Consider the following 12238-nt stretch of genomic DNA (forward strand, 5'->3'; position numbering starts at 1 on the left):
AAAGGAGCGGTTATGGCAACAGTTAATCATCAAGATCGTCCATTGGATCTTATCTGTTTAGGACGTGTGGCGGTGGATTTGTACGGGCAACAAATCGGTTCCCGTTTGGAAGAGATGACCACATTTTCAAAATACCTCGGCGGCTCGTCAGGCAATGTGGCTTACGGTACAGCAGTGCAAGGTTTACGTTCCTCAATGCTGGCAAGAGTTGGTGACGAACATATGGGGCGTTTTCTGCGTGAAGAGCTACAAAGCGTGGGCGTGGACACCAGCCATTTAATTACCGATAAAGAACGCTTAACCGCACTGGTTATTCTCGGCATTAAAGATAAAGAGACTTTTCCGCTGATTTTCTATCGTGATAACTGTGCGGATATGGCAATCACCAAAGACGATTTTAGTGAAGCCTATATTGCTTCCAGCCGTTGCTTGGCAATTACCGGCACTCATCTCTCAAACCCAAAAACCCGTGAAGCGGTGCTGACTGCACTCGAATATGCGGGTAGAAATGAGGTAAAACGAGCGTTAGATATTGATTATCGCCCTGTGTTATGGGGATTAACCTCACTCGGTGATGGCGAAACCCGTTATATTGATAGTGCCGAAGTCACCAAATCGCTACAAGAAGTATTGCACCATTTCGATCTGATTGTTGGCACAGAGGAAGAATTTCATATCGCAGGCGGTTCGACCGAAACACTCACGGCACTCAAAAATGTGCGTAAAGTCTCCAATGCCGTATTGGTGTGTAAACGTGGTGCATTAGGGTGTTCAGTATTTGAAGGCGAGCTACCGAATGATTTAGACGGTGGCTTGAATGTGTACGGCGTGCGTGTAGAAGTACTGAACGTGCTGGGTGCAGGCGATGCCTTTATGTCGGGCTTACTGCGTGGCTACTTAAATAACGAAGGTTGGGAACAAGCATGCCGCTATGCCAATGCGTGCGGAGCGTTAGTGGTATCTCGTCACGGCTGTTCACCGGCAATGCCGACCAAACGTGAACTTGACGATTATTTAACCCGTGCAGAGAGTGTACCACGTCCGGATTTAGATGAGCGTTTAAACCACTTACACCGTGTCACTACACGCAAAAAACAGTGGGAAAATCTCTGTATTTTTGCTTTCGATCACCGCAAACAGTTGGTGGATATGGCAAATAAAGTCGGAGCAGATCTTGCTCGCATACCGAAACTAAAACAGCTGCTATTAAAAGCGATGGAACAAACCGCAACTCAATCCGGCTTACCACAAAATCAAGCAGGGATCCTAGCCGATACCACTTTCGGGCAAGATGCACTTAATGAGATTACCGGCAAAGATTACTGGATTGCCCGCCCGATTGAAGAGCCGTCTTCCCGCCCGCTGGAATTAGAGTATGGCGATTTAGGTTCTCAACTGGCATTATTCCCACGCGATCACGTCATCAAATGCTTGGCATTTTACCACCCGAATGATGAAAGCGGTTTAAAATCCCGCCAAGATCGCAAGTTAAAAGAGGTGTATCAAGCCTGTTGCCGTACCGGTCACGAGCTATTGTTGGAAATTATTCTGCCTGCTGATATGCCACAGGACGAAGCATTCTATAACCAAGCGATAGCACATTTCTACCAACTTGGCATTAAGCCGGAATGGTGGAAATTGCCGGGCGTTTCTCACGCACAATGGCAAGCAATTTCCACCACTATTGAGGCGAACGATCCGGACTGTCGTGGTATTTTAATTTTAGGTTTAGATGCCCCGTTAGAGGTGTTTAAAGCCACCTTTGAACAGGCAAAAGGCTGTGAGAAAGTGAAAGGCTTTGCAGTCGGCCGCACCATTTTCGGTGAACCGTCCGAAAAATGGCTTGCCGGTGAATTGGACGACAACGCCTTAATTTCAGCGGTATCGGAAAAATATCGCACTTTAATCGATCTCTGGCAACAACGTTAATCATATTGCTTTAAGTGAAAACCCCTTAGCTTATGGTATGAAGCAAGGGGTTTTGTTTTGCAAAAAATCCGGCTAAACAGACCGCTTGCTAGCCGTAAAAATGCCCGAATTTTCCTAAAAAAGCGAATATCGGGCATTCCTCAATCTGCTTATCACAAAATAAGTGTGATGAAGTTCACATTTCATACATAAACCCCGCCCTTTTTATCGAAACAAATTGTTTTATTTTTATCAAAATGGAAAATATATTTCAGTTTAGTTCTATTTAGATCCAATAGGAGTCTGTGTATGAGTTGCAACACTTCACCAAAACGTTTCCACGCCAGTTGGGAGTCGATCAAACAGCACCAAGTACCAGAGTGGTATGAAGATGCTAAGTTTGGGATTTTTATTCACTGGGGGATTTACTCCGTCCCTGCCTTTGCCCCACCGACCTGTCAATTAGGTGAAATTGATATTGATGAACAGTGGTTCTGTAATAACCCTTATGCAGAATGGTATTTTAATTCTATCAATGTCAAAAAAGGCCCGACCTACGAACATCATATCAAAACCTATGGCGAATCCTTTGCCTATGACGATTTCTTGCCACTATGGAAAGCGGAAAAATGGCAACCGGCAGAATGGGCGAAACTGTTTGCCAAAGCCGGCGCAAAATATGTGGTATTAACCACCAAACATCACGATGGTTTCTGTCTCTATCCAAGTAAATATACCGATTTCAACTGCACGCAAGCCGGACCGAAGCGGGATTTAATGGGCGAGCTGACTGAAAATGTGCGGGAGCAAGGCTTAAAAATGGGAGCATACTACTCGGGCATTATTGACTGGACTTATTCTTCTGCCCCGATTTTCACCGAAAGTCAAAACTTCTCAAACGCTTGCCCGACTTACGAATACGCTGACTACGCCTATAAACAAGTGGTAGAGCTGATCGACCGCTATAAACCAGATGTATTGTGGAATGATATTGGCTGGCCAAAAGTGGGCGAGCATATGCTACCACACCTATTTGCTCATTATTACAACAGCGTTCAAGAGGGTGTGGTGGACGACCGCTGGAACAAACTCTGGTGCGATTTCACCTCCAAAGAATACAAACACGGCGTGGCTTCTCGTGATAAAAAATGGGAAATGTGCCGTGGTATGGGCTTATCGTTCGGCTATAACCAAGTAGAAGACGAAAGCCATTTGATTTCGGTGAAAGACTTGATTTCCCTATTGGTAGAAACCGTAGCAGACAACGGCAATTTATTGCTGAATATCGGCCCGAAAGCAGATGGCACTATTCCGCAAGAGCAGGTTGAACGCTTATTAGCACTGGGGAGCTGGCTGGAAATAAATGGAGAGGGAATCTATAAATCCCGTTGTAGCCAACACCAAACCGAGCAAATCGGTGATGTAACCTATCGTTATACCAAAGTTGGGGCGGATCTCTATCTCTACATTGATGGCCTAACCGAAGCCCAAACCAGCTTGCCACTGTCAGTTTATGGTGAGCTACAAGCACTCAATACCGACCTGAAATTTACCATTGAAAACACTGCACAAGGCAGAGTGTTACATATTCAAAACTACCAACCGGATTGGTATGTATTAGGCTTTAAAATTGCAGATGGGGAGAAATAGGTATGTCTGTTTCACAACGCTTTATTAACTTTATGAATACCCACGTTGCCCCAGTGGCACGCCGAATGGAAAATCAACCGCATATTTCTGCTATTCGAGACGGTTTTATTGTAGTGTTACCATTCTTAATTGTCGGCAGCTTTATTATGATTTTGCTAATTCCGCCATTTGATGAAAATACCCAAAATGCTTTCGGTCAAGCTTGGTGGCGTTTTGCTAACTGGGCAAGTCCTTACGGTTGGAATTTCTTCCAAATGTCGTTTAATGCGATTTCGTTATTTACCTCTGCCAGTATCGCCTACAACCTTGCCAAAGCCTATAAAAGAGAGCCTTTACCAGCAGCATTTCTCTCGGTAATGGCATTTTTGTTAGTGGCTGCACCAGTCAAAGACGGAATGATGGATATTAAATTCTTCGGCGGTATTGGGCTATTCTCTGCGATTTTTATTGCCATTTATTCGGTAGAAATGACCCGCTTGTTGGAGTTCTTAAAAATTAAAATCCGCTTACCGAAAGAAGTGCCGCACGCTGTGGCAGAATCTCTGAATATAGTGATTCCAATTTTAGCGATTTTACTGACTCTCTATCCGTTTTCCATTTGGGTGGAAAGTGCCACAGGTCGTAATATTCCACAACTGATTATGGACTTTATGGCGCCATTGATCGCTGTAAGTGACTCACTAGGGGCAATTTGCTTGTTCGTTATTGCTACCCATTTGCTCTGGTTCTTAGGGATTAACGGCTCATTGGTACTAATGCAACTTTGGACGCCATTCCTACTGCAAAATATGGCGGCAAACTTAGCAGCATTCCAAGCCGGTGAACCGCTCCCCTTTATCATCACTAACTCCTTCTGGGATTTCTACATCGTACACGGGGCAAGTGGTGGTGTAATCGCCTTAGCATTCTTGCTGGTACGCAGTAAATCGGCACACTTACGCTCTATCGGTAAAATCGGCTTGGTTCCGTCTTTCTTCTCTATCGGTGAACCAATTGTGTATGGCGTGCCAATAGTCGTCAATCCGCTGTTCTTTATTCCTCTGATTTTCGCACCACTGGCAAATGCTGTGATCGCTTATCTGATTTTAGATTTTAACCTTATTCACCGTGTTTACTTGATGGCACCGTGGACAACACCGGCACCGATTGGGGCATATCTGGTTTCTGCCGGTGATATTTGGGCACCAATTTTAAGTATTGCACTGATTATTTTGGATATTGTGATCTACTATCCATTCTTCAAAATGTATGAAAAAGTCTGCGTCGAGAAAGAAAAAGCACAAAATCTAGATGAAAAAGCACAACAGGAGTTGCTAGAAAAAGCACGAATGGCAGCACAATAACACTTATTTCTAGCGTAATTGAGAGGGGCTAATCGAAAGATTAGCCCCTATTTTTGCAAAAAATTGGCAAAATTTATCCGCTTGTAAACAAGAAAAGCGTATAATGAAATAAAAAATTCAAGCAGAGATAATTTGAAATGAATGGACCTACTCAATTAGCACATTTTCAAGAACAAATCCGAAAAGAGTATGACGGACTAAGTAAACGTTTAAAACAAGTGGCACAGTATGTGCTGGATAATGGCAACAGCGTGGTGTTTGATACGGTTTCTACCATTGCCGAACGTGCAGGTGTTCCGCCTTCCACCTTAATCCGTTTTGCCAATGCGTTTGGATTTAGTGGTTTTAATGAAATTAAACAGCTTTATCGCCAAGATATGATGGAAGGCACATCACGTTACACCGAACGTGTGCAACTTTTTCGTCAAATTGAACCGCTTGATGAGCAAAACAGTGAGCTCAATCATATTTTAGATGTGTTCGTACAGGGTAATACGCAGGCACTGCAACAGTTATCGACACAAATCAGCGAAGAGCAGTTAGCACAAATGGTGGATATTTTACACAATGCTAAACGCATTTTTATTGTGGGTTTAAAACGCTCATTCAGCATTGCAAACTACCTAAATTATGCTTTGCACCATTTGGATTATGATGTTTTTATGATTGATGGTTGCGGCGGTATGTTTGACGAGCAATTAAGCCGAATTCGTGAAGGTGATGCGGTGATTGCGGTGAGCTTTTCACCTTACGCAAATGAAACGCTCAATGTGGTGACAGCAACTGCCAGACCGGGGGTAAAACACATTGCGATCACCGATAGCCAACTTAGCCCGCTCCTTTCATTTAGCGATGTGTCGTTTATTATTAAGGAAGCACAGGTGAGTGGTTTTCGATCCCAGTGTGCTACAATGACGCTTGCACAAACGATTGCCGTTTCACTGGCGTTGAAAAAAGCCTAGATTAAGAAAGTGAAAGACCTGCGTAAATGCAGGTCTTTGCTTATTAGCCGATTAAAGCGTTAATTTCATCACGATACTGCCCGGCTTTTGCACCAAAAATAATTTGTTGCGTATTACCGACTTTAATGACATCAACAGCACCGAGTTTTTTCAATGCCGACTTCTTCAATAAACTGTTATTGTGTAACACCACGCGTAAACGAGTTAAACAAGCTTCAACTTGCTTGATATTCTCTTTGTTTCCTAAAGCATTAATAATTTCTAGAATGACCGATTTCTCAGACATATTTCCTCCATACCTATTTATATTTAAAACTCTTATTATGATATTTTAAACATTTTCTGATGGTTAGAACAATTTTTATTAGTAATTTGTATAAAAAAACGCTAAATGTATCTTTCTTTAAAAGAGTCACATCAATGAATCTCCCTTGTCTTTTCGCAAAAAATCTGTATAATTTGACCGCTTGTTTTCTCTTTTGAAACAAGTTCGTTACCCTCACCTCGAACGAGGGTTTATTTTTTACTATCAACATTTAGAGGAAAGGTTATGGTAACCATTCGTTTAACTCGTGGCGGAGCTAAAAAACGCCCATTTTACCAAATCGTGGTAGCGGACAGCCGTTCACCTCGTGATGGTCGCTTTATCGAGCGTATCGGTTTCTTCAATCCATTAGCAGCAGGTCAAGCTGAGCGTTTACGCTTAGATGTGGCTAAAGTAGATGCTTGGGTTGCTAAAGGTGCTGATTTATCAGACCGTGTTGCTTCTTTAGTAAAAGAAGCTCGCAAAGCAGCTTAATTTTTAAGCCAAAATTAAATAAGTAGGTGAGTATGAGCGAACAAAAGATCGAAGTTGTCGGAAAATTAGGTTCAACCTATGGTATCCGTGGTTGGTTACGTCTCTATTCATCGACAGAACAAACTGAGAGCATTTTCGACTATCAGCCGTGGTTTTTAAAAATTAAAGGTCAGTGGCAGCCGGTCGAATTAGAAAGTTGGCGTTATCACAGCAATGATTTGATTGTGAAATTAAAAGGCACGGAAGACCGTGAAGCCGCACAGTTATTAACCAATGCTGAAATCGGCGTGGATTTAGCTGTGTTTCCTGAATTGGAAGAGGGAGATTACTATTGGCACGATTTAATCGGTTGTTCAGTAGTAAACTTAGAAGGCTACACAATGGGAACAGTTGCCGAAATGATGGAAACAGGTTCAAATGATGTGTTAGTGGTGCGTAATAACGGCAAAGATGCTTTCGGTAAACAAGAACGATTAATTCCGTTTTTGTATGAACAAGTAGTTAAAAGAGTAGATCTCGCCACCAAAACCATTACGGTGGAGTGGGACGCTGGTTTCTAACCTCAGGTATGCGGTGAGCTTTGGAAAACATTTAAGGCGTTAAAATGTGGATTGGTATTATTTCACTGTTCCCTGAAATGTTTAAAGCAATTACCGATTTCGGGGTGACAGGACGTGCAGTTAAACAAAATCTGCTGCAAGTCGAGTGTTGGAATCCTCGTGATTTTACATTCGATAAACATAAAACCGTAGATGATCGCCCTTATGGCGGTGGTCCGGGAATGTTGATGATGGTGCAACCTTTGCGTGATGCGATTCACGCAGCGAAAAAGGCGGCATTAGCAGTAGAAGGCGGTGAAGCTAAAGTGATTTATCTTTCGCCGCAAGGACGTAAACTCGATCAAAACGGTGTGCAAACACTGGCTTCAAATCAGAAACTGATTTTAATCTGTGGACGATATGAAGGGGTTGATGAAAGATTGATTCAAACAGAAGTTGATGAAGAATGGTCAATCGGTGATTACGTTCTTACAGGGGGAGAATTACCTGCAATGACATTAATTGATGCGGTTGCAAGGTTTGTTCCCGGGGTATTAGGCAAACAGGCTTCAGCGTTGGAGGATTCTTTCGCAGAGGGTTTATTAGATTGCCCACATTATACCCGCCCTGAAGTATTAGACGGTATGCCTGTTCCGGAAGTGCTGATGTCTGGACACCATGAACAAATTCGTAAATGGCGGTTGGAACAATCGCTGGAACGAACGTGGTTAAGACGCCCTGAGCTATTGGATAGCCTAGCTCTGACTGACGAACAGCGTGTGTTGTTAGCTAAAATTAAAAAACAGCACAAAATCAGTTAATTCTAGGATTATAGAAGGTTTTCAAAATGAGTAACATCATCAAACAACTTGAACAAGAACAGTTAAAACAAGACTTACCTAGCTTCCGTCCGGGTGACACATTAGAAGTTAAGGTATGGGTAGTAGAAGGTAGTAAAAAACGTTTGCAAGCGTTCGAAGGCGTGGTTATTGCAATTCGTAACCGTGGCTTGCACTCTGCATTCACTCTACGTAAAGTTTCAAACGGCGTAGGCGTTGAGCGTGTATTCCAAACTCACTCACCTGTAATTGACAGCATTTCTGTTAAACGTAAAGGTGCGGTACGTAAAGCTAAACTTTACTACTTACGTGAGCGTTCTGGTAAATCTGCACGTATCAAAGAGCGTCTTGGCGACTAATTGTTACAAAGCAGTGAAATGCACAAAAGCCTTGAGGAAACTCAAGGCTTTTGCTTTTTGTACTTACAAGCGGTTATTTTTCTATATTTTTTTGCAAATAACGTTTCTCAAATTTGGCTTGATGGCGTTCAAGCACTTCTGTCATCGAAATGTCGTATTTATCGGCCAGCACAAAGATATTATCCATCACATCGCCTAACTCTTCAATTAAGTTGTCTCGCTTTTGCTGTTGTGAGGCTTCGGTTTCGTCCGGTCGTTCACGTCCGATTTCAATCGCTCTTACCGCACAAGCTACTTCGCCGATTTCTTCTGTCAGATAAGTCACCCGCATAAAAGGGCTTCGTTCATACCAACCTTGTTGTTGGTAAAACTGACGAACCCATTGTTGATATTGTTCAATTTGCATTTTATTTTTGATTCAAAAAGTAGGGGCGAAAAATTTTTCGCCCTTTTATAAGAAAATGTATCAGGGCAAATAATGATTTGCCCCTAGGAGGGTTACTCTGCTTCAGAGAGAATAATCCAGCCACTATCCAGCCAGTCGCAAATGGTGTCTAGCATTAGCTCCAGCTCCGCTTGGTCTTGCACTTTGGAGGCAAGTTTGTTCCACGAAATCGAATCTCCATTGGCGATACGAATCAGTAATGCCATTTCGGCTTCGTTTAACTCATCAATCCACTCGCCATTCACATAAACCCGTTGAGGGTTCTCGGTGTAGAGGATTTTTACATTTGCATCTTGCTGTAACCAGCCGCCGGCTTCGAGAATTTCTTGCACTTCGTCAGGGTAATATTCATTGTCAGTTTGCAATAATTCATAACGGCGGCTACTTGCTGCAGTGGCAACACTGTGAGTGAGTAACTCATCGAACTGTTCGGAATTTTGGAGCAAGTCGATTAACTGATGTTTAAACATTTTCACCATTTTCGGATCAAGCAACGCATTCGGCTGTTCATTCGGCGTTAAGCGGAACGGAAGATGAAATTCCGATGAATTAATGTTGTCGGCTTGTTGTTCGATGGTTTTGCATAGATTTTCCAGTAAATCGGTCGCATTTGGATAACGTAAACCAAAAGAGAAAGTTAAGCCTTGCTCGCTTTCGGAAACACCATAGTGAGCCATTCGAGACGGTACATAAAGCACATCACCCGGGTTCATTACCTCGTCCATAACCAGTTCGCCCATATCATCAAAAATGCGGATCGGTTGGTTTGGTTTGAATTCGGTGCTTGGGTCACACCATTTGCCTAATTGCCAGCGGCGTTGCCCGTAGCCTTGCACCAAGAACACATCGTACTCATCATAATGTTTGCCGACAGTGCCGTTGAGCGGTGAGCAAGAAACCATAATGTCATCACGTTGCCATTGCGGGATAAAACCAAAAGCCTGCCAAAGCTCGCCTAGCTCAGGCGACCATTGCTCGAGGTTTTGCACCATTACAGACCATTGTGCAGGTAACTCTTCCAAATCTTCCTCAACAAGCGGGCTGGATTTAACAGACCATTTCTCGTCTTTGCATTGAATAAGACGTGCAGTGACTTCTTCCTCTAATGCCAGTTCTAAAATATCTTCCGGCTCAAATAATCCGACAATTTGAGGTAAGCCGTTACGGATTAATAGCGGTCGTTTTTGCCAATATTCTCGCAAAAAGGTTTCAGGGCTGATATTTTCAGGTAAGCAGAATGGAATGTTCATAAAAGCTCCTTGCAACGTGCATCTCTAGGTTTGTTGATATTCTACCCGAGAAATCAGGAAAAGCGGGAAATTTTTTATGATTTAGCGACATCATTCACATTTTGAAAGGGAAATAATGAAAAAGGCGAACATTGTCCGCCTTTGAAATTTATTTTAAGCCGAGTTTTTTCTCGAGATAGTGGATATTTGTGCCACCTTTGCGGAATTCTTTATCCGCAAGAATTTGAGTATGTAAAGGAATATTGGTTTTAATACCTTCTACAATGGTTTCGGAAAGGGCATTTTCCATCCGGCGAATCGCAATATCACGATCTTCTGCAAAGGTAATCAATTTACCAATCATCGAATCGTAATGTGGCGGTACGCTATAGCCAGAGTAAATATGTGAATCCCAACGCACACCTAAACCACCCGGAACGTGTAAACGGGTAATTTTACCCGGTGATGGCAAGAAGGTATTTGGATCTTCTGCGTTGATACGGCACTCAATGGCGTGACCTTTCACTTTAATATCATCTTGTGTGATCGAAAGTGGTAAGCCAGCTGCCACACGCAGTTGCTCTTTTACCAAGTCCACACCGGTAATCATTTCGGTTACAGGGTGTTCTACCTGTAAGCGGGTGTTCATTTCAATGAAGTAGAACTCGCCGTTTTCATATAAGAACTCAAAAGTACCTGCACCACGGTAGCCAATTTCACGGCAGGCATTGGCACAACGCTCCCCGATAAATTGACGCAATTCAGGTGTAATACCCGGAGCAGGTGCTTCTTCCACCACTTTTTGGTGGCGACGTTGCATTGAGCAATCACGCTCTGCTAAATAAACCGCATTACCGTGAGTATCGGCAAGTACTTGGATTTCAATATGGCGTGGATTTTCTAAATATTTCTCCATATACACCATATCGTTATTAAATGCCGCTTTCGCTTCGGCTTTCGTCATTGCGATAGATTCTTCCAAATCTTTCTCGTGATGAACTACACGCATACCACGACCTCCACCGCCGCCTGATGCTTTGATGATCACCGGGTAGCCGATACGTTTAGCGATTTCTTTATTTTTCTTCGGATCGTTACCGACCGGACCGTCAGAACCCGGTACGCAAGGCACGCCGGCTTTTTTCATTGCATTGATAGCAGACACTTTATCGCCCATTAAGCGAATCACATCAGCCGTTGGACCAATAAAGATGAAGCCTGATTTCTCAACTTGTTCGGCAAAGTTTGCGTTTTCAGATAAGAAACCGTAGCCTGGGTGAATAGCATCGGCATTCGTTACTTCGGCAGCGGCAATAATCATCGGGATATTTAAATAGCTTTTTACCGATGGAGCAGGACCGATACAAATGGTTTCATCGGCTAATTTAACGTGTTTTAATTCACGGTCGGCGGTTGAATGCACGGCAACCGTTTTAATGCCTAATTCTTTACAGGCACGCAAAATACGCAGAGCAATTTCGCCACGGTTTGCGATAACAACTTTTTCTAACATAGGGAAGTTCCTTGTGTTTTAGAAAATGTAGGGCGTGTTGCACACGCCCGTTTGAAAATTTAAGGAAGAGATTATTCAATGATGAATAATTTTTGGTCGAATTCTACCGGTTCGCCATCATTAACTAAAATTTCTTTTACCACACCGGCTTTGTCTGACTCGATACGGTTCATCATTTTCATTGCTTCTACAATACATAACGCATCACCGATTTTCACGGTTTGCCCCACTTCAACGAACGGTTTTGCATCTGGGCTTGGGCTACGGTAGAAAGTCCCCACCATTGGTGAAAGCACTGCGTGGCCACTCGTTTCTGCGGCTTTTGGTGCTTCAGCCGGAGCTGCAACAGGTGCTGTCGAAGCTACTTGAGGTGCCGCTGGTGCAACAACAGGAGCTGCTGCATATTGAACTGCAGCTGGTGCAACAGCTGGAGCAGCACGGCTAATACGCACTGTACCTTCTTCTTCAGACACTTCTAACTCGGTAATGCCAGATTCTTCAACTAATTCAATAAGTTTTTTGATTTTGCGAATATCCATAATAAGATTCCGTATGTGATTAAATAAAATAAAAAAGAGAACTCCACATTTGGGGTATAAATTCAAATGTAGAGTTAAAAAATGCTGGGCGTAGAATACCTGAATTTCGCTAA

General features: G+C 43.0%; 13 protein-coding genes. 8 read left to right on the forward strand and 5 right to left on the reverse strand.

Annotated elements, in window-relative coordinates:
• Window positions 1-12 precede the first annotated feature (12 nt).
• The 4 genes from iolC to ACJ7Z2_RS03515 all read left to right on the forward strand — a co-directional run bounded on the left by iolC (window position 13) and on the right by ACJ7Z2_RS03515 (window position 5863).
• Entirely contained in the window at window positions 13-1929 is a 1917-nt protein-coding gene (gene iolC, locus ACJ7Z2_RS03500) for a 5-dehydro-2-deoxygluconokinase (RefSeq protein ID WP_409500793.1), read from the forward strand.
• Between the two features lie 288 nt (window positions 1930-2217).
• Complete coding sequence (locus tag ACJ7Z2_RS03505) at window positions 2218-3558, forward strand: alpha-L-fucosidase (protein ID WP_409500794.1); 1341 nt, start codon at window positions 2218-2220, stop codon at window positions 3556-3558.
• A gap of 2 nt (window positions 3559-3560) precedes the next feature.
• Window positions 3561-4901: a PTS sugar transporter subunit IIC gene (locus tag ACJ7Z2_RS03510; RefSeq protein ID WP_409500795.1), complete on the forward strand. Its 1341-nt coding sequence runs from the start codon at window positions 3561-3563 to the stop codon at window positions 4899-4901.
• A gap of 137 nt (window positions 4902-5038) precedes the next feature.
• Complete coding sequence (locus ACJ7Z2_RS03515) at window positions 5039-5863, forward strand: MurR/RpiR family transcriptional regulator (protein WP_409500796.1); 825 nt, start codon at window positions 5039-5041, stop codon at window positions 5861-5863.
• Window positions 5864-5906: 43 nt separating this feature from the next.
• Here ACJ7Z2_RS03515 and ACJ7Z2_RS03520 read toward each other — a convergent pair whose 3' ends face one another.
• Window positions 5907-6149 (reverse strand): PTS transporter subunit EIIB, encoded by a 243-nt coding sequence (locus tag ACJ7Z2_RS03520; protein ID WP_409500797.1) that lies wholly within the window; start codon window positions 6147-6149, stop codon window positions 5907-5909.
• Window positions 6150-6413: 264 nt separating this feature from the next.
• On the opposite strand from ACJ7Z2_RS03520, the gene rpsP reads away from it, so the two are divergent.
• The 4 genes from rpsP to rplS are packed head-to-tail and all read left to right on the forward strand — an operon-like array spanning window position 6414 to window position 8399.
• Complete coding sequence (rpsP, locus tag ACJ7Z2_RS03525) at window positions 6414-6662, forward strand: 30S ribosomal protein S16 (protein ID WP_005599334.1); 249 nt, start codon at window positions 6414-6416, stop codon at window positions 6660-6662.
• A gap of 32 nt (window positions 6663-6694) precedes the next feature.
• Window positions 6695-7222 carry a ribosome maturation factor RimM gene (gene rimM / locus ACJ7Z2_RS03530; RefSeq protein ID WP_126301557.1) on the forward strand — a complete coding sequence of 176 codons (528 nt, stop codon included), beginning with the start codon at window positions 6695-6697 and terminating at the stop codon, window positions 7220-7222.
• Window positions 7223-7266: 44 nt separating this feature from the next.
• Window positions 7267-8022, forward strand: a complete 756-nt coding sequence (gene trmD / locus ACJ7Z2_RS03535) for a tRNA (guanosine(37)-N1)-methyltransferase TrmD (protein WP_006250173.1) — start codon at window positions 7267-7269, stop codon at window positions 8020-8022.
• Between the two features lie 26 nt (window positions 8023-8048).
• Window positions 8049-8399 (forward strand): 50S ribosomal protein L19, encoded by a 351-nt coding sequence (gene rplS, locus ACJ7Z2_RS03540; RefSeq protein WP_006250172.1) that lies wholly within the window; start codon window positions 8049-8051, stop codon window positions 8397-8399.
• Between the two features lie 73 nt (window positions 8400-8472).
• Here the strand turns inward: rplS and ACJ7Z2_RS03545 are convergent, their stop codons facing one another.
• The 4 genes from ACJ7Z2_RS03545 to accB all read right to left on the reverse strand — a co-directional run bounded on the left by ACJ7Z2_RS03545 (window position 8473) and on the right by accB (window position 12125).
• Complete coding sequence (locus tag ACJ7Z2_RS03545) at window positions 8473-8805, reverse strand: MazG nucleotide pyrophosphohydrolase domain-containing protein (protein WP_409500798.1); 333 nt, start codon at window positions 8803-8805, stop codon at window positions 8473-8475.
• Between the two features lie 92 nt (window positions 8806-8897).
• Window positions 8898-10094, reverse strand: a complete 1197-nt coding sequence (locus ACJ7Z2_RS03550) for a JmjC domain-containing protein (protein WP_409500799.1) — start codon at window positions 10092-10094, stop codon at window positions 8898-8900.
• 148 nt (window positions 10095-10242) lie between these two features.
• On the reverse strand, window positions 10243-11586 hold the full coding sequence (gene accC / locus ACJ7Z2_RS03555) for an acetyl-CoA carboxylase biotin carboxylase subunit (protein ID WP_126301561.1): 1344 nt from the start codon (window positions 11584-11586) through the stop codon (window positions 10243-10245).
• A 71-nt stretch (window positions 11587-11657) separates the two neighbouring features.
• Window positions 11658-12125, reverse strand: coding sequence for an acetyl-CoA carboxylase biotin carboxyl carrier protein (accB, locus tag ACJ7Z2_RS03560; RefSeq protein WP_006251482.1), 468 nt, complete (start codon window positions 12123-12125; stop codon window positions 11658-11660).
• Window positions 12126-12238 lie beyond the last annotated feature (113 nt).

This window comes from Mannheimia glucosida (assembly GCF_046267875.1).
Classification (GTDB): domain Bacteria; phylum Pseudomonadota; class Gammaproteobacteria; order Enterobacterales; family Pasteurellaceae; genus Mannheimia; species Mannheimia glucosida.

Excerpts from the sequence above, each read along its gene's own strand:
- iolC (WP_409500793.1), top strand. The coding sequence starts at position 13 with ATGGCAACAGTTAATCATCAAGATCGTCCATTGGATCTTATCTGTTTA.
- ACJ7Z2_RS03520 (WP_409500797.1), bottom strand. The coding sequence starts at position 6,149 with ATGTCTGAGAAATCGGTCATTCTAGAAATTATTAATGCTTTAGGAAAC.
- ACJ7Z2_RS03515 (WP_409500796.1), top strand. The coding sequence starts at position 5,039 with ATGAATGGACCTACTCAATTAGCACATTTTCAAGAACAAATCCGAAAA.
- ACJ7Z2_RS03550 (WP_409500799.1), bottom strand. The coding sequence starts at position 10,094 with ATGAACATTCCATTCTGCTTACCTGAAAATATCAGCCCTGAAACCTTT.
- rplS (WP_006250172.1), top strand. The coding sequence starts at position 8,049 with ATGAGTAACATCATCAAACAACTTGAACAAGAACAGTTAAAACAAGAC.
- ACJ7Z2_RS03510 (WP_409500795.1), top strand. The coding sequence starts at position 3,561 with ATGTCTGTTTCACAACGCTTTATTAACTTTATGAATACCCACGTTGCC.
- ACJ7Z2_RS03505 (WP_409500794.1), top strand. The coding sequence starts at position 2,218 with ATGAGTTGCAACACTTCACCAAAACGTTTCCACGCCAGTTGGGAGTCG.
- accB (WP_006251482.1), bottom strand. The coding sequence starts at position 12,125 with ATGGATATTCGCAAAATCAAAAAACTTATTGAATTAGTTGAAGAATCT.
- ACJ7Z2_RS03545 (WP_409500798.1), bottom strand. The coding sequence starts at position 8,805 with ATGCAAATTGAACAATATCAACAATGGGTTCGTCAGTTTTACCAACAA.
- trmD (WP_006250173.1), top strand. The coding sequence starts at position 7,267 with ATGTGGATTGGTATTATTTCACTGTTCCCTGAAATGTTTAAAGCAATT.
- rimM (WP_126301557.1), top strand. The coding sequence starts at position 6,695 with ATGAGCGAACAAAAGATCGAAGTTGTCGGAAAATTAGGTTCAACCTAT.
- accC (WP_126301561.1), bottom strand. The coding sequence starts at position 11,586 with ATGTTAGAAAAAGTTGTTATCGCAAACCGTGGCGAAATTGCTCTGCGT.
- rpsP (WP_005599334.1), top strand. The coding sequence starts at position 6,414 with ATGGTAACCATTCGTTTAACTCGTGGCGGAGCTAAAAAACGCCCATTT.